At 49.3% G+C, this 15,975-nt stretch carries 14 protein-coding genes, 1 pseudogene and 1 riboswitch; of the genes and pseudogenes, 14 read left to right on the top strand and 1 reads right to left on the bottom strand.

The window, feature by feature from the left end:
• The first annotated feature begins 110 nt into the window (after nucleotides 1-110).
• The 8 genes and pseudogenes from ACMP1L_RS08170 (at nucleotide 111) to ACMP1L_RS08130 (ending at nucleotide 5,909) form a co-directional block, all read left to right on the top strand.
• Entirely contained in the window at nucleotides 111-791 is a 681-nt protein-coding gene (locus ACMP1L_RS08170) for an amino acid ABC transporter permease (protein ID WP_118532818.1), read from the top strand.
• Nucleotides 775-1,521, top strand: coding sequence for an amino acid ABC transporter ATP-binding protein (locus tag ACMP1L_RS08165; RefSeq protein ID WP_118532820.1), 747 nt, complete (start codon nucleotides 775-777; stop codon nucleotides 1,519-1,521). Before ACMP1L_RS08170 ends, ACMP1L_RS08165 begins: the two co-directional genes overlap by 17 nt.
• A gap of 14 nt (nucleotides 1,522-1,535) precedes the next feature.
• A complete protein-coding gene (locus tag ACMP1L_RS08160) occupies nucleotides 1,536-2,135 on the top strand; it encodes a cytidylate kinase-like family protein (protein WP_177304549.1) in 600 nt (199 codons plus the stop codon).
• Between the two features lie 163 nt (nucleotides 2,136-2,298).
• Nucleotides 2,299-2,561 (top strand): annotated as a pseudogene (locus ACMP1L_RS14065) (AAA family ATPase); the annotation flags it as partial.
• A complete protein-coding gene (locus tag ACMP1L_RS08145) occupies nucleotides 2,554-3,024 on the top strand; it encodes a PD-(D/E)XK nuclease domain-containing protein (RefSeq protein WP_418452619.1) in 471 nt (156 codons plus the stop codon). The pseudogene ACMP1L_RS14065 and the gene ACMP1L_RS08145, both read left to right, overlap by 8 nt.
• Before the next feature lie 24 nt (nucleotides 3,025-3,048).
• Nucleotides 3,049-4,056 carry an adenosine deaminase gene (add, locus tag ACMP1L_RS08140; protein ID WP_418452618.1) on the top strand — a complete coding sequence of 336 codons (1,008 nt, stop codon included), beginning with the start codon at nucleotides 3,049-3,051 and terminating at the stop codon, nucleotides 4,054-4,056.
• Nucleotides 4,053-4,676: a DUF4317 family protein gene (locus tag ACMP1L_RS08135; protein ID WP_118733765.1), complete on the top strand. Its 624-nt coding sequence runs from the start codon at nucleotides 4,053-4,055 to the stop codon at nucleotides 4,674-4,676. The genes add and ACMP1L_RS08135 overlap by 4 nt, the downstream gene beginning before the upstream one ends.
• A gap of 192 nt (nucleotides 4,677-4,868) precedes the next feature.
• Entirely contained in the window at nucleotides 4,869-5,909 is a 1,041-nt protein-coding gene (locus ACMP1L_RS08130; protein ID WP_418452616.1) for an alpha/beta fold hydrolase, read from the top strand.
• 36 nt (nucleotides 5,910-5,945) lie between these two features.
• Here the strand turns inward: ACMP1L_RS08130 and ACMP1L_RS08125 are convergent, their stop codons facing one another.
• Nucleotides 5,946-7,286: an MATE family efflux transporter gene (locus ACMP1L_RS08125; RefSeq protein ID WP_418452614.1), complete on the bottom strand. Its 1,341-nt coding sequence runs from the start codon at nucleotides 7,284-7,286 to the stop codon at nucleotides 5,946-5,948.
• Nucleotides 7,287-7,404: 118 nt separating this feature from the next.
• Nucleotides 7,405-7,596, top strand: a riboswitch (cobalamin riboswitch).
• Between the two features lie 196 nt (nucleotides 7,597-7,792).
• Here ACMP1L_RS08125 and ACMP1L_RS08120 point away from each other — a divergent pair.
• From ACMP1L_RS08120 to ACMP1L_RS08095, 6 genes are all read left to right on the top strand, one after another.
• Nucleotides 7,793-8,884 (top strand): ABC transporter substrate-binding protein, encoded by a 1,092-nt coding sequence (locus ACMP1L_RS08120; RefSeq protein WP_418452612.1) that lies wholly within the window; start codon nucleotides 7,793-7,795, stop codon nucleotides 8,882-8,884.
• A gap of 61 nt (nucleotides 8,885-8,945) precedes the next feature.
• Nucleotides 8,946-10,013 (top strand): FecCD family ABC transporter permease, encoded by a 1,068-nt coding sequence (locus tag ACMP1L_RS08115; RefSeq protein ID WP_177304544.1) that lies wholly within the window; start codon nucleotides 8,946-8,948, stop codon nucleotides 10,011-10,013.
• Nucleotides 10,010-10,792: an ABC transporter ATP-binding protein gene (locus ACMP1L_RS08110; protein WP_418452611.1), complete on the top strand. Its 783-nt coding sequence runs from the start codon at nucleotides 10,010-10,012 to the stop codon at nucleotides 10,790-10,792. Before ACMP1L_RS08115 ends, ACMP1L_RS08110 begins: the two co-directional genes overlap by 4 nt.
• 154 nt (nucleotides 10,793-10,946) lie before the next feature.
• Nucleotides 10,947-11,453 (top strand): GNAT family N-acetyltransferase, encoded by a 507-nt coding sequence (locus ACMP1L_RS08105; protein ID WP_418452609.1) that lies wholly within the window; start codon nucleotides 10,947-10,949, stop codon nucleotides 11,451-11,453.
• Nucleotides 11,454-11,631: 178 nt separating this feature from the next.
• Nucleotides 11,632-15,225 (top strand): AMP-binding protein, encoded by a 3,594-nt coding sequence (locus ACMP1L_RS08100; protein WP_418452608.1) that lies wholly within the window; start codon nucleotides 11,632-11,634, stop codon nucleotides 15,223-15,225.
• 119 nt (nucleotides 15,226-15,344) lie between these two features.
• Nucleotides 15,345-15,971 (top strand): PHP-associated domain-containing protein, encoded by a 627-nt coding sequence (locus tag ACMP1L_RS08095; protein ID WP_118532856.1) that lies wholly within the window; start codon nucleotides 15,345-15,347, stop codon nucleotides 15,969-15,971.
• The last annotated feature ends 4 nt before the right edge of the window (nucleotides 15,972-15,975 follow it).

The following is a 15,975-nucleotide window of genomic DNA, read 5'->3' as shown; positions in this document are numbered from 1 at the left end:
CCAGAGGATGCGCCGCCGGCGCTTCCACGATATGGAAACAAGGCAGGCCCGTGCAATGCGGGCCTTGCCGGCTGTAACATTAAAACATAGAAAGAAAAAGGTGAGGCACTATGATCAAGATTATCACCACCTACGGACAGCTTCTTCTGCTTGCAATGGGACGGACCCTGCTGCTTGCATTCTTAGGTTTGATTTTCGCGTGTATTCTGGGAATGATCTTCGGACTTCTCAGTGTAGTTAAGAATAAGGCATGCAACATCATTGCACAGATCTTCGTATTCGTAATACGTGGTGTGCCGATGATCGTGCTGGCCTTCTATGTATTCTTTGGTATTCCGTATCTGCTCAACACAATTCTGGGTATCGGAAACGGCTTTACGCTGTCAGCACTTCAGGCCGGCGTTATCTGCCTTGCCTTAAACTGCGGCGCTTATATGGCTGAGATCATTCGTGCCGGCATCCAGTCTGTGGATATCGGTCAGATGGAGGCCGGAAGATCTCTGGGTCTTCCATATTGGAAAACCATGAGAAAGATCATTCTTCCCCAGGCAATCCGCACCATGATCCCGAGCATCATCAACCAGTTCATCATCACCGTAAAGGATACCTCCATTCTGTCCGTTATCGGTTTTCCGGAGCTGGTTCTGGCTGCAAAGAATGTGCAGGCAGGTACCTTTAAGTCCTTTGAGACCTGGACCATTGTCGGAATCATGTATCTGATCGTCATTACGATCCTGTCTTATCTTGCAAAAATGGTAGAGAGGAGGGTGAACCGTGGAGTTAAACGATAAAACTGTAAAGATCAAAGTCGAGAAGCTTCGCAAATGCTTCGGTGACCTGGAGGTTCTGCGGGATATTTCTACAGAAATCCATGAGGGCGAAGTGGTTGTTATTCTGGGACCGTCCGGTTCCGGTAAATCTACCTTCCTGCGCTGCTTAAACAAGCTGGAGACTACGACTGCCGGAAGCATTGTGATCGATGGCGTTAATATTTCAGAGAAAAAGGTAAACATGAATAAGGTGCGTGAGAACATCGGTATGGTGTTCCAGCATTTCAATCTGTTCAACAATATGGATGTGCTCCATAATCTGATGCTGGCTCCTACGGAGCTGAAAAAAGCAGACAAAAAAGAAGCGAAAGAGCGGGCGATGGCTATGCTGAAGCGGGTCGGTCTTGCCGAAAAGGCAGATGCGTATCCATCCCAGCTTTCCGGCGGACAGAAGCAGCGAGTTGCCATTGCGCGCGCACTGTGCATGAAACCGGACATCATGCTGTTTGATGAGCCGACCTCTGCACTGGACCCGGAGATGGTCGGTGAGGTACTGGCGGTTATGAAGCAGCTTGCCGCAGACGGCATGACCATGGTCATCGTGACCCATGAGATCGGTTTTGCCAGAGAAGTGGCAGACCGTGTTATCTTTATGGACGGCGGTTACATTGTGGAGGAAGGAACTCCGCAGGAGGTTATCTTAAATCCAAAAGAGGCACGTACCATCAGTTTCCTGAATAAGGTACTTTAGACGGAGGTGCAGCCATGGAAAAATATGTGATCACCATCTCCAGACAATACGGTTCATTCGGACGCCTGGTGGCAAAAAAGCTTTCAGAGCAGCTCCATATTGATTTTCTGGATCGTGATATTGTCGAGGAGACCGCGAAGCGGATGAATACCTCGGTCAAGCAGATCAGCCGGGAAGAAGAAATCACCCACTCTAAATTTTCGTATCTCAGCTATCCCTTTGGGCTGGGTACACCGGATGTGAGCGATGAGATCTTTCTGGTACAGCAGAGCATCATTGAGGATTTTGCCAGAAAGGGCTCCTGTATTATCGTGGGACGCTGCGGCGCCTACTGTCTCAGGAATGAGCCGAGACTTCTGCGGGTTTATATTTATGCACCTTATGAAGTCCGCTTAAAGAACTGCGTGGAGTACTTCGGCATGACCGGAAAAGAAGCCGTGCGGGCCGTGAATGAGTCCGATAAGGCGCGGGAGCATTATCACAAAAAATATATCCCCGGATATCAGAGCGATACGTTAAACAGCGACCTGTGTATCAACAGCGCATACTACAGTATCGAGGAAGCAGCTGAGCTGATCACGCAGGCAGCGAGGATGAAGTTTGGGGAGATATAAAAATACAAAACAATGAACCTGTATTTTTTAAACAGCCAGGGGGCTTGGGCCTCCTGGCTGTTTCTGCTTTTTATCTTTATTTTTATAAAAATATATGAGATAATAAAAAGCAAACAAAAGTTCCTGTAATTTTCAAATCCATAAAGCAACGGGAGGAACATGTATGAGTAAACAAAAACTTCCGGTAGGAATGGACGGGTTTGAAAAAATCCGTCGAAATGGCTTTTATTATATTGATAAAACAAAATTAATTGAACAATTATTTCTAAATTGGGAGAAGTGAATCTGTTTACGCGTCCGCGGCGTTTCGGTAAAACACTCAATATGAGCATGCTGAAGAGCTTTTTTGAGATCGGAACAGATCCGTCACTTTTTGAAGGACTCTACATTTCCGGGAATCAGGCCATTTGCGAGCAGCATGTGGGCAGTTTGGGTTTACGGATACGGAAGTGAAAAAGCTACGTTCTGGAAGGCATTTGAAGAAGGAGATACAGAAGGCATCGAGCAGTACCTGAATCGTGTGCTCAGTAATTCCATCAGCATTTTCGACACGAAAGCAAGGAAAGAAGAAAAGGAAAGCTCCTATCACAACCTGCTGGTCGGTATTCTCACGGGAAATGCGGACTGGCTCGTGAAGTCGAACGTAGAAGCAGGTGAAGGATTTGCGGATATCATCGTTGAAACGGATGATCCGGTTTCCGGTATTGTCGCGGAATTAAAGTACACGAAAGATTTTGGGGAGATGGAAGCAGCATGCCAGAAGGCGCTTCAACAGATTAAAGATCGCCGTTATCAGGAGTATCTTTTAAACGATGACCGGAAGGATATTCAACTTTATGGCATTGCTTTCTGCAAAAAAAGATGCCGGGCGATCTGTGAAAGATTATAAAAATATATTAGAGGTGAAACCCTTATGAATAAGAATGGATGTTACATTGACCTTCACGCCCATCTGGACGGAAGTGTTACCGTAGATATCGCGAAGAAACTGGCGGCGCTGCAGAACATTGCGCTGCCGGCGGACAATGATAAGGAGCTTCTGACTTTGCTTTCGGTGCCGGATTCCTGTGAGAGTCTGAATGATTTTTTACAGTGTTTTGATTTGCCGGGACGCCTGATGCAGACACCGGAGGGGCTGCAGAATGCAGTGACCCTGGTGCTGGAAAATATGGCACTGGACGGCGTGATCTATGCGGAGCTGCGCTTTGCGCCGCAGTTTCATACCCTTGGCGGCATGACCCAGGAGCAGGCGGTGCAGGCGGCAGTTGCAGGACTGAAAAATGCTCCGATTCCGGGCAACCTGATTCTGTGCTGCATGCGCGGCGAGGGTAATGAAAAGGCAAATGAGGAGACCCTGGCACTGGCGAAAAAATACCTGGTTAGGGACCACGGTGTAACAGCCATGGATCTGGCCGGAGCGGAGGCGCTGTTTCCGACGGTGAATTATCTTGACTTGTTCGAAGAAGCGAAAGCGGCAGGAATTCCGTATACCGTGCATGCCGGGGAGGCAGATGGGCCGGAGAGCGTACGCGCAGCGATTCAGACTGGAACAAAACGTATTGGCCATGGCGTCCGCAGCATGGAGGATGAATCTGTGATGGAGCTGATTCGGGAAAAGGGCATCACCCTGGAAATGTGTCCTACCAGTAACCGTCAGACCCATGCCATCCCGGATATGAAGCAGTATCCGCTGGTGCGCTTTTTAGAGAGCGGCATCCGCGTGACGGTGAATACGGATGATATGGGCATTGAGCGCACCTGTCTGTCAAAAGAGTTTGATTATCTGAAACGGGAGTTTGGACTGACTGAAGAACAGCAGAAGCAGGTGGTGCTGAACGCGGCGGACGCTGCCTTTGCCAGTGAAGAGACAAAAAAGATGCTGCGGGAGAAGATTTTGAAAGTCTATGGAGCGTCCTTATGATAAATCGCGAAGACATGCTGGAACTGACCCGGCGCATGACACCGGCCCGCTCCTCTGTGGGGCGGATTGCCGGTGCTTATTTTGATGAAGAGGGTTATGTGGATGGAACCTTCAATACGAATTTTTTAAAGCTGTCCACACCGGAGCGCACAAAGAATTTAAACCTTGCAAAGACGGTGCTATTTTCCACTACCAACGAGCAGCTGCGGGAATACCGCATCCCGGACAGTGCCAGAAAGCCGGGCGGTCTGTGGCAGCTTCTGAATGCCATCAAGCGGGATGGCATGAAAAATGACGCGTCCCTGGATCTGTTTTATGAGGTATTCAGTGAGCATTTTCAGCCGGGATATCCGTATGCGGTCTTTCTGTTTCATGGCCGGTACGATGTGCCGGTGAAGGGGACTGACAAGGAATGGCAAGAAGGTTCTGAAGAGATTTACGAGTATCTGATCCTGACCGTTAGTCCGCTGACCGGAGAGTACGAACCGGGAGAGCCGGAGTTTGGTTTTCTGTATCCGGCCTTTAAGGAGCGGGGAGCGGCGATGAATTTTGTGAATATTTTCGAGAAAAATCCGGCACGGGTGCACCGGGAACTGGGCGCCTGGATGCTGCAGGGATGAAATAGGAAACTGTAAAGAAAAAATACCGGAAACGTGTTTTGGTATGGATGCGGGCGTTGCGTGGCATGATGATAGTGATGGGAATCTGGAAATCGCGGAGATTCTGAACCGATGATTGGAAACGCGTGGATTGTAAATAAGATTTTGCGTGAGTTCATGATGAAATGTGAAAATGGAGCGTGATGATAAGATATGAAGAAACGGGATTTTTACCTGCCATCCAGTGATGGAAAGTCCAGGCTGCACTGTGTGGAGTGGATGCCGGAACCTGTAGGGCGTGTTGCGAATTCTCCGGAGCGCGCGGATTTGCCAGAAGGAAAGCCGGATCCGGCAGTGCAGAAATCCAGGGCGGAAATGAAACTCTGGGTCCAGCTTGTTCATGGAATGAATGAGCATATGGGCCGCTATGGGGAATTTGCCGCTTTTCTGGCTGAACACGGCATTGCCGTGATCGGACATGACTGCCTTGGCCATGGATCGACTGCTGCTTATGGAGCAACGGAACTTTCAAAAGAAGACCGAGGCTTTTTTGCAGCGGAAAACGGCGGAGCTTTTCTGCTGCGCGATATGCGCCGGGTGGCCAGTTATGGTGCAAAACGCTATCCGAATGCAAAACACATCATGCTTGGCCACAGCATGGGTTCGTTTTTGACCCGGCGTTATCTTTCGGCATATCCGGGAAAAGAACCAGACGGAGTTATCCTTCTGGGAACCGGTTTTCCGGCTTTACCGCTGGTGTTTACCGGCGAAATGCTGGCCTCTTTATTTGGAAAACGGAAGGGAAAGCATTACCGGAGCCGTCTGCTCTATGAGCTTTCTATCGGAAACTATAACCGGAAATTCCAGCCGGTGCGCACGGACTATGACTGGCTTACCAGAGATGAGCGGTATGTGGACCGCTTTTTGAATAATCCGCGCTGTGATTTTATTTTTACTGTTGGTGCTTACCGCGATTTCTTCCATGAGATCCATGCGGCCGAGAAGGCAGAAATGGTGGGCTATATGCCAACAGTCATTCCGTATCTGATCCTGTCCGGAGACAAGGATCCGGTGGGAGAGAATGGGAAAGGCGTGAAAAAGCTTGCCGCCCTGTATCGAAAGGTAGGCATACAGGATATCACAATGAAGCTGTATCTCGGTGCGCGCCATGAAGTGCTCAATGAGGTGAACCGTGAAGAGGTATTTGAGGATATCCTGAGGTGGCTGACAGAGAAATATAACATCATATTCTAAAGTCTGATATCAGCGCCGTTCTGTCCGTTTGCATGCTCAGGATGCCTTCTGTCCGGGCTGTTTTTTCATCCACACAAAGGCAATGGCGCAGATCAATACAGAAAGCAGGGATCCTGCCGGAGCAGCACAGCCCATGGGAAACAGGTTGTCCGGATAGTATTTTGATGCCAGATAGGCCAGCGGAATGCGGGCACAGACAACGGAAAGAATGTTGTGTAAAAAGGAGATTCCGGAAACTCCGTAAGCACAGAAATATCCGCTGAAACAGAAGTGGATTCCGGCAAAAACGCAGTCCCAGATATAACTGTGCAGGTACTGGCTGCCCAGACGGATGACATCGGCATTGCCTGAAAAAAGGCTGACAATATGGTGTCCGGTAAACTGCATGAGAATGGAAATCACAATACCATAGGACACCGCAATGGTGGTGGCACAGGCCAGTGTCTGGCTTGCCCGATCGTGCTTTCCGGCACCAATATTCTGTGCGCACAGGGCTGAAACGGTAGACAGCATAGAGGACGGAACCAGAAAAAACAGGCTGATCATTTTTTCCACAATGCCAACTGCAGCAGCGTCATTTAAGCCGCGCCGGTTGGCAATAATGGTGATGACAATGAAGGCAATCTGGATAAATCCGTCCTGCATGGCGATCGGAAATCCGATTTTTAAGAGACTGCCCATCATGCTTCGGACCGGTTTTAAATCTGCAAAATGAAATTCCGGGATCATGCGTTTGCGACAGATCATGGTCAGGGAAATCAGCACGCTGATGGTCTGGGACAGGGTGGTGCCAAGCGCCGCGCCTGTGGGACCAAGCTTCAGCACGCCGATGAACAGATAATCCAGGGCAATATTAAAAGCACAGGCAATCGCAATGAAAAACATAGGACTCTTCGAGTCTCCTATGCCGCGGAAAATGGAGCTGATGATGTTGTAGGCTGTGATAAACGGGATACCGAGAAAACAGATGGTCAGGTAGCTGATGGTACTGCTGACAGCTTCCTCCGGGGTGGACATGACAGCCACAATGGGTTTTACAAAACAGAGCAGGATTGCGGTCAGAGCAACGGACAGCAGCATGAACAAAGATGCCGTGTTGCCGACGGCCAGGTTCACCTGCCTGCGGTCCTGCGCGCCCACTGCACGTCCGGTCATAACCGTGGTGCCCATAGCCAGCCCTACGATCATGACGGTAAGCATGTGCATGACCTGACTGCCGATAGAGACAGCGGTGGTGCTGTCTACAGAGTTAAACTGTCCGATGATGAGCAGATCTGCGGTGCCGTACAGGGTCTGTAAAAAATAGGAAAGAAAGTATGGCAGTGAGAAAGAGAAAATGGTTTTTGGGATACTGCCGGTAGTCAAATTGCGTTCCATTTGTATAGCTCCTTATCGTTCGATTCTGATTTGATTATACTGGAAAAAAAGGATTAAGTCCATTATAATATCAGAACGGTAAAACGAAATCCAGTTGACAGTTTTTCCCTCATGCCGTAAACTATCCTACGGAATAAGTGTCGGCCGTTCGGGGCCGGTGAAAAGGGAAACGGGTGTGAGTCCCGTGCGGTGCCGCCGCTGTAAGCGCATGAAGGGCAGTCTGGATTTCACTGTTTTATATGAAAAATGGGAAGAAACCAGACAATATTGCCGCGCAAGCCAGAAGACCTGCTTTTTCCGCTTTTGCTGTCACGGTCCATGACAAGGCAAGGGAAACAAGGGCGGAGTCTGCCCTGGATGCAAAAATACGGTGCATCATCCGGTTTACTTTTAATAAGCCGGATGGTGCTTTTATTTTGTCAATATGTGTCGCAGGCCACATTTTTGCATCGCGTTCCTGCATGGGTGATACGAAAAAAAATTTCAACATCAGGAGGAAAACAATTATGAGAAACAAGAAACTGGTAATCTTAACTATGGCTGCCTGCATAACTGCAGGTCTGACAGCCGGATGCGGCGCAAAGAGCGCAGATATCGCAACAACAGCTGCAGCGGCAGCAGAGAGCACCGCAGCAGAGCCTGCGGAGAGCAGCACGGAGGTGACGGAAGCAGCTGGCGATTCCACCGCAGATGAGGCATATGAGCCGGTTACCATTACCTTAAACCTGGAGCGTTCCGGTCTGGGTGAGAACGTAGAATATACCTTCACCGAGAAGCCGTCCGCAGTGGTTGCTTCCGGCGATCAGATGGCAGATTTCTTCTTTGATCTCGGTCTGGAAGACCAGATGGCCGGTTACACCAAGGGAAGCTGCTGGAGCACTGTTTCCCAGTATCCGGCAAGAGATAAGGTGCCGCAGCTGTTAGAGGCAGGAAAGGGCATATCCAATCTTTCCAAAGAGGAGCTGGTGGCAACCGGATGTGATTTCCTGATGGGCTGGGATTCTGTATTTTCCGATAAAAACTTTGGAAAAGAGTTCTGTGATGCCAACGGAATCGCAATGTATTTCCCTTATGTATGCTCGGATAAGGCAACCTTTGAGGAGCTGTACAAAGATTATGAGACACTTGGGAAAATCTTTAAAGTAGAGGATGTGGCATCTGAGAAGATCCAGGCTATGAAGGATACGCTTCAGGAAGTAAAAGACACGCTGGGGGATGATGTTTACCAGAATCCGGTGACTGTTTTTGCATACGATTCCGGTGAGGATGCACCGTTTACCGCATGTCAGGGTATGCCGGGTGATATCATCAAGCGGGCTGGCGGTATCTCCATTTTCGATGACATTGAGGCTGGATGGGCTACTCCGTCCTGGGAGGAAGTGGTAGAGCGTGACCCGGATGTAATTCTGATCCTGGACTATACCGGTGACATTTCTGAGAAGAAAAATTTCCTGGAGACCAACGAGTTTACCAAAGATTTAAGAGCAGTCAAAGAGGGAAAAATCTATTCTGCATGCTGCAGTGATATGCAGGGTTCTGCAGGTTCCGCAGAGGCAGTCAGAGAGATCGCAAAGCAGCTGTATCCGGATAAGTTCTAATCAGAAACTGTTGGAATATGAGGAATTTCCTGCATGGGAAGTCCCTGTTTTTGGAGAAAACATGAAATCAGAAATCAGTAAAAAAAGTGACCGGGAAACTGGACGTTTTATAGGTACACTTCTGATGGTTCTGCTTCTGATCGCGGCAGTAACGACCATCTCCGTGACCCTGGGCGCCATCCATGTGTCACCGGATGAGATCGTAAAGATTCTGGCAAATAAGACATCTGGAAAGGATATTTTTGCGGTGTCCTGGGAGCAGAAAACAGAAAATATCATCTGGAACATCCGTTTTCCGAGGGTTATCATGGCATTTATTGTGGGAGCAGGCCTGTCTCTTTGCGGTGTGCTGATGCAGGCACTCACAAAAAATCCACTGGCAGATCCCTATGTGCTGGGAATTTCTTCCGGTGCCTCTGCCGGAGCAGTCAGCGTCATCATTCTCGGCCTGTTCAGCTTTATGGGCGGTTATTCCGTGATTTTTGGTGCGACGCTGGGTGCGGCTGTGGCCATCAGTCTTTCTCTGAGTATTGCGTCTGTAAAAGGGAGGATTACCTCTACCCAGCTGGTGCTGGCCGGAATTGCCACTTCCGCCTTGTTCTCCGCACTGACGAATCTGATCGTTTACGGGTTTAACAATGGTTCCGATAAGACCAAGATGGCGCTTTACTGGATGGTAGGCTCCTTAAGCGGAGCTACCTGGAGCCGGGTAAAATATGTGTTCATCGTGTCTGTTGTTATGATGGCAGTGATTCTGTTATTTGCGCGGGAGCTGGACATTCTTCTTCTGGGAGATGATGTGGCAGAGACGCTGGGAGCAGATACCAGACGCATCAAGCTGCTGATCATTCTGGCCTCTACCGTGCTGACCGGCGTGGTTGTTTCTGTCAGCGGTGTCATCGGCTTTGCAGGACTTGTGGTGCCTCATGTGATGCGTGGCTTTGTGGGTTCCGGCCATAAGCATCTGATCCCAATGTCTATTCTGGGCGGTGGTCTCTTTGCCATGATCGCGGATCTGATCTCCCGCATCATCATTGCGCCGGAAGAGCTTCCGATCGGTGTCATTGCGGCATTTTTTGGAGCTCCGTTTTTCCTGTATCTGATTCGGAAAGGAAGTGTGGGCCGATGAGCTTAGCTGTAAAAAATCTGGATTATGAAATCGGAAATGAGCGGATCCTGGATCAGATTTCCCTCGAAATCAAAGAGGGGGAATTTGTTGGACTGGTTGGACCGAATGGCTGCGGCAAGTCCACACTGCTGAAGCATATCTACCGGACCTATAAGCCTAAGGGGCAGACCGTCTTTCTGGATGGGAAAGATATCATGGACCTTTCAGCTAAAAAACTGGCGGGAGAACTGGCGGTCATGGCGCAGGAAAATCAGCTGGAATTTGATTTTACCGTTCGAGATATGGTTATGTTCGGACGTTACGCCCACAAGAAATTTCTGGAGGGAGATACGGCAAAGGACCGGGAGCTTTGTGAAAAATGCCTTCGGGAAGTAGGACTGAGCGGCTATGAAACACGCTCCTATTTAAGTCTTTCCGGCGGAGAAAAACAGCGTGTCCTCCTGGCCCGGGTACTGATGCAGGAAAGCCGCTACATTGTCCTGGACGAGCCGACCAACCACCTGGATGTCAGCTATCAGTATCAGATCATGGACATTTTAAGGAATCAGGATGTCACGGTATTCTCCTCTATCCATGACCTGAATCTGGCTGCGCTTTACTGTGACAGGATCATTTTTCTGTACCAGGGAAAGATTGTAGACCGCGGCACACCGGAAGAGGTGCTGACGAAAGAAAATATCCGAAAGTACTTTGGCATCGAAGCCCAGGTGACAAGAAATGCAGCCACCGGGAAGATGCAGATTTATTATCTGCCGGGGTGGGTGAAGGAAAAGGGCTGAACCGGAACCGCGGACAGATATGCCTGCTTGACGAAAAGATGGAAGAAAGCTATAGTAGAAATAGTTTTGTGAGAGAGAAGAGACCGCGGATCAGACGAAACTCAGGTCTCTTTTTTTCATAGACAAAGATGAGTATGTATAAAGGAGTTGTTTTATGTTGCAACGAATCAATGAAACTGATTTCCCAGAAATCTACCGCATTATGCAGGCTAGCTTCTCGGATGACGAATATCGCCCTTATGACGAGCAGCTTGCGCTTTTTGAAGAACCGGAATACCGGATTTATTATATGCCAGCAGGCTTTCTTGCCGTCTGGGAATTTGAATCTTTCATCTACATCGAGCATTTCGCAGTAGATCCAGCCCTTCGCAACAGCGGGACCGGCTCCGCCATGCTGCAGGAACTGGTAAAACAGTACCAGAAACCAATCTGCCTGGAGGTGGAACTTCCGGAAGATGAATTAACCCGCAGACGCATTGGCTTTTATGAACGCAATGGGTTTGTATTTAACGAATATCCTTATATCCAGCCACCCATTTCCAAAGGAAAATCCCCGGTGCCGCTGCGGATTATGACATATGGAGAGGCCATTACGCGGGAGACATTTGAAGCAATAAAAAATGTGCTCTACCGGAGTGTGTACAAGTACGGAGTATCATGATCCCGGACTGAAACTACAAATTCGCGACGGAATGTCTTGCCTGTTGTGGAAAGCAAGGCAGCAGGTCTTCTTTGGTTCAAAAATTCGAACTGGTCAAATGGTTTACACATAACGGGCCTGGTGTTATATTTGAGACAGATACATAAAATCTGTCTCATTTTTTATTTGGAGGAATCATATGATGCTTTACGAAAACACAAGAACTGTTTACGATCTGGTGCACAACGCGGCGGCAGAGCACGGAGACCGTGTTTTTTTGCAATATGAAGAAAATGGAATTATTTTCCGTGTAACCTACAAAGAATTCGCAGAAGAGTGTGATGCCATTGCAGCCTGGGCCAGGGAAAAGCGTGCGCAGGTGGGCCACAAGTTAAAGGTTGGTATTCTGGGAGTCAGCAGTCATCATTATCTGGCAGTACTGCTTGGCGTGATGAGCGGAGGCGATACCGGAATTCCGCTGGATGTCCAGCTCAACGCACAAAAGCTGGCAGACTGCTTAAACCGTTCCGATGTGGACGTACTGTTTTATGACTGGGATTTCCACCTGCTGACGGAGGAAGTGCAGGAGGAATGTCCGGAAGTGGTGGAGTATATTTCCCTGCAGCATGGAAAGCATGTGAACTGCTCCGATAAGATCTTAAAAGCCTATGAGGGGCAGCATGTGGAGTCTGACGCAAAGGCCGATGAGTGTGCCATGATCCTGTTTACCTCCGGGACCACAGGACGCGGAAAGGGCGTGATGCTGTCCAATGGAAACCTCATGGACAACAATTTCTGCACCACAGACAACAACCATCCGGAGCGGGAAATTTACTTAAATGTCCTGCCGATTCATCATGTGTTCTGCTTAAATGGAGATGTGTTTACCGTTATGCGTTATGGAGGAATCCTCTGCTTGAATCGTGATATGAAGAAGCTGGCAGAGCATATATTACTGTTTGAACCGACGGTCATCCGCATGGTTCCGATGATGGCAAAGGCACTTTACAACCGCATTGCTATCTTAAACCGGCAGCGCCCGGAGATGCCCATCCGCAAGGTAAAAGAGCAGGTGCTTGGTACCAGGCTTCACAAGATCATCAGCGGCGGCGGATACCTGGCACCGGATCTGGCAGCCAATTACCAGCGCCTCGGTATTGCTATTGCCCAGGGCTACGGCATGTCGGAGTGTTCCCCGAAAATTTCTTCCCCGGACTGGACAAGACCGGATAAGATTGCGTCCGTGGGGCGTATTGTAGACCGCTGTGAGGTGCGTATCGTGGACGGCGAGATCCAGGTCAAGAGTCCGTCTGTCATGATGGGATATTACAAGGAACCGGACAAGACTGCGGAGGCCATCACACCGGATGGCTGGCTTTGTACGGGAGATATCGGCCATGTGGACGAGGAGGGCTTTCTGTACCTGACCGGTCGGAAAAAGAACCTCATTATCTTAAGCAACGGTGAGAATGTGGCACCTGAGGAGCTGGAAAATCTCTTTGAGGATGAGCGTCTGATCGAGGATATTCTGGTGTACGGCGAGGACGATACGATCTGTGCGGAGGTATACCCGAATTTTAAATATGCGGAAGCTGCAAATATTGCCGATATTGAGAGCACGGTGGCTCAGATTATCAAAAAACACAATGAGGAACTGCCGACGTTCAAGCGCATTCTGCGCAGCAGGATAAGAGAAGTTCCTTTTGCAAAAACCTCTTCCAAAAAGATTATCCGCAGCCAGTATCTGGAGGGAAAACAGAAAGAAGAGCAGGAGGAGAAGCGTTTCCGTATGCCGGAAAATGAGCTTCAGAATCAGATTTATGACTGCATTGCCGCTGTACTGGGGCACCGTCGTTTTGGCATTGATACAGAGCTCTACGAGGCAGGACTGGATTCCCTTGGAAGCGTGCTGTTACTCACGGATCTGTACCAGATCTTAAAGGTTTCCATGACCCTGGATGACCTCTTACAGCATGCTTCGGTGCTGAAGCTGGAAGAATTTGCCCGGGAGGGAGCCGGCGCAGAGCAGGTGGATCACACAGTGCGGCAGGTCTATCCGTTAACCAATCTGCAGCTTTATTTTGCCTATGTCATGCGTGGAAATACTACGGCAAATCTGCCGTTTCTCTATAAACTGGACGAACGGACGGATCTGCGCCGCTTAAAGTTTGCGGTGGAGCAGCTTTTTGAGGTGCACCCGGAGCTAAAGGCCATCATCCAGATGGCAAAGGGCCGTTACCAGATCATCCGTGATGATAAGAGAAAGATTGACATTCCGATCGTGAGATTAAGCAATGTCCAGTGGGAGGAAACGAGAAAAGGATTGCTGTATCCGTACCTTTACGGAGAGGGTGAGAACCTGTTCCATATCGGTATTTATGAGACGGATTCCGCCAATTATTTCTTCTTTGATATTGCCCATATTATGGGGGACGGTATGACCATGAACGTGCTGTTTGAGGACTTAAACCAGCTTTATCTCGGTAGGGCTGTGGAGCCGGAAACCTACACCTTCTACGAATATATCCTGGATGAAAAGGATCGGGATGCGAGAGGACTCCGGACAAAGAATGAGGCGTATTTCCGGGGCCTGATGAAGGACTTTAAGATTCGTAAGAGCATCCTCACCCGCAAGGACTGCTACAGCCTGGAGCATGGCGTGGACGCTGATTTAAAGGGACGTTTTACGAGCCTGAACCGCCGTAATGTGAGCGCATTTTGTAAAAAGCTTGGTGTTTCGGAAAATGTATTTTTCCTGACGGCCTATAACTTAAGCATTGGCCTGTTCAGCAACGAAAAGGATACCGTTTCCTCCTCCATTCACAGCGGAAGAACCGACAGCCGCTGGAACCGTCTGGCAGGACCTTTGTTCCTTACCTATTTCTTCCGGAACAAGGAAGGTGTGGATCAGACTGTGCCGGAGCTTTTGAAGACGAATGCAACGCAGATCATGGATACCATGCGCTGCTACATATCGAACCTGCACGCAGATGAGATGTTCTTCCAGTACCAGGGGGATATCTTAAATATCGATACCGTGGGAGGGTATCCGGCAGAACGCCAGCGCATGCAGCTGGATTCTTTGCCGTTCCATCTGCAGGTATTTACTGATGCGAAGGGCTATTACTATGAGCTGCGCTACTGGGAGAACCGGTTTGACACCCGCCAGCTTCATGATTTCCTGACGGTGATGGAGTCTCTGATGGATGCTATGCAGGAGGAGACACTGGTGCGCCGTTTAAGCCGCCGCCTGCCGGACCGTCTGTTTCCGCTGCATTACACCATTACTGTGGGAAAACTGAATCAGGCAGCGAAAGGCCAGCTGGTGACCGGCGTGGATGGAAAAGAACCGGTTAAAGTTTATGTGTTTGATGAAAACTGCAGGAAGAAGCCGTTTGGTGCCTGGGGAGAGCTGTATGTGATGGACTGTAAACCGGAGCAGGTGCTGGATGAGATCACCAATCCATATGGGCCTGGAAAACTTTACGATAGCGGGCGGACCGCGAGAATCCTGCCGGACGGTTCCCTGGATTTTCTGGAGCAGGGTGGCAGGACCATCATGCAGGAAGGTCTGACTGGTCGTCAGTTCCACGATCTGTATCAGATCGAAACGGCTTTAAAACAGGTGCCGGGTGTGGAGGAAGCCGCCGCCTATGTGCGTTATGCTGATGGCAACAAGCTGGTACTGACAGCAGAAGTGAAGGGCACTATGGGGCAGAATGCTGATGTACTGAAAGCACAGGTGGAGGCGCAGTGCGGCAAGGCTCATGTACCGGATATTCTCTGGAAATGATCAAAATATTTATTGAAAATTCAAATAAATAGCAATAATGAATTAATGAATACAATTAGACAAAAACTGCGAGAACCGATAAAATGAAAGGACAAAATCATTTACGGGAGACAGAAAAAATGTTCATTGACCTTCATTTACATGAATCCGCTTATTCGCCGGATAGTCAGATGACGCTGGACGAGCTTGTGCAGGCAGCACGGGAAAAGGGCCTTGGCGCTGTGTGTATCACCGATCATGACAGTATGGGACTGGCGGAGTATGTGAAAGAGTATTCCAGAGAGCATCAGTATCCGGTGCTGGTCGGGGCGGAGTTTTTCTCACTCTGGGGAGATATCACGGCGTTTGGCATTGACGCGATCCCGGACCACCGGATCAGCGCCCAGGAGTTTATTGATTACGTCAATGAAAGAAACGGATTCTGCGTTTCCTGTCATCCGTTCCGCAACAATAACCGTGGCCTGGCGGAGCACTTAAAAGATGTTCACGGTCTTGGTGGTGTGGAGGTGCTGAACGGAAGCACGGATCTGGAAGCGAACCGCATGGCTCTGAAATATTGCAGAGAGCTTGGACTCCAGCCAATCGGTGCCAGTGACGCCCACTGGACATCCCAGGTGGGTAAGTTTGTGACCTGGTTCCCGGATCCGGTTTATACCATGGAAGACCTGGTATCCCAGCTAAAAAGCGGACGCTGCAAGCCGGCTGTCTGGGAGGAAAACGGCTACCGTATCGTAGATGATTTTTAACGAT

This window comes from Ventrimonas sp., assembly GCF_048380235.1.
Classification (GTDB): domain Bacteria; phylum Bacillota; class Clostridia; order Lachnospirales; family Lachnospiraceae; genus Brotaphodocola.
Note: the sequence above shows the minus strand (reverse complement) of the source record. Positions and strands in the feature narration are given on the sequence as shown.

What these genes read in the sequence shown, in the direction of transcription:
- ACMP1L_RS08170 (WP_118532818.1), top strand. Translation starts at nt 111, where the DNA reads ATGATCAAGATTATCACCACCTACGGACAGCTTCTTCTGCTTGCAATG.
- ACMP1L_RS08160 (WP_177304549.1), top strand. Translation starts at nt 1,536, where the DNA reads ATGGAAAAATATGTGATCACCATCTCCAGACAATACGGTTCATTCGGA.
- ACMP1L_RS08145 (WP_418452619.1), top strand. Translation starts at nt 2,554, where the DNA reads ATGTGGGCAGTTTGGGTTTACGGATACGGAAGTGAAAAAGCTACGTTC.
- add (WP_418452618.1), top strand. Translation starts at nt 3,049, where the DNA reads ATGAATAAGAATGGATGTTACATTGACCTTCACGCCCATCTGGACGGA.
- ACMP1L_RS08135 (WP_118733765.1), top strand. Translation starts at nt 4,053, where the DNA reads ATGATAAATCGCGAAGACATGCTGGAACTGACCCGGCGCATGACACCG.
- ACMP1L_RS08130 (WP_418452616.1), top strand. Translation starts at nt 4,869, where the DNA reads ATGAAGAAACGGGATTTTTACCTGCCATCCAGTGATGGAAAGTCCAGG.
- ACMP1L_RS08125 (WP_418452614.1), bottom strand. Translation starts at nt 7,286, where the DNA reads ATGGAACGCAATTTGACTACCGGCAGTATCCCAAAAACCATTTTCTCT.
- ACMP1L_RS08120 (WP_418452612.1), top strand. Translation starts at nt 7,793, where the DNA reads ATGAGAAACAAGAAACTGGTAATCTTAACTATGGCTGCCTGCATAACT.
- ACMP1L_RS08115 (WP_177304544.1), top strand. Translation starts at nt 8,946, where the DNA reads ATGAAATCAGAAATCAGTAAAAAAAGTGACCGGGAAACTGGACGTTTT.
- ACMP1L_RS08110 (WP_418452611.1), top strand. Translation starts at nt 10,010, where the DNA reads ATGAGCTTAGCTGTAAAAAATCTGGATTATGAAATCGGAAATGAGCGG.
- ACMP1L_RS08105 (WP_418452609.1), top strand. Translation starts at nt 10,947, where the DNA reads ATGTTGCAACGAATCAATGAAACTGATTTCCCAGAAATCTACCGCATT.
- ACMP1L_RS08100 (WP_418452608.1), top strand. Translation starts at nt 11,632, where the DNA reads ATGATGCTTTACGAAAACACAAGAACTGTTTACGATCTGGTGCACAAC.
- ACMP1L_RS08095 (WP_118532856.1), top strand. Translation starts at nt 15,345, where the DNA reads ATGTTCATTGACCTTCATTTACATGAATCCGCTTATTCGCCGGATAGT.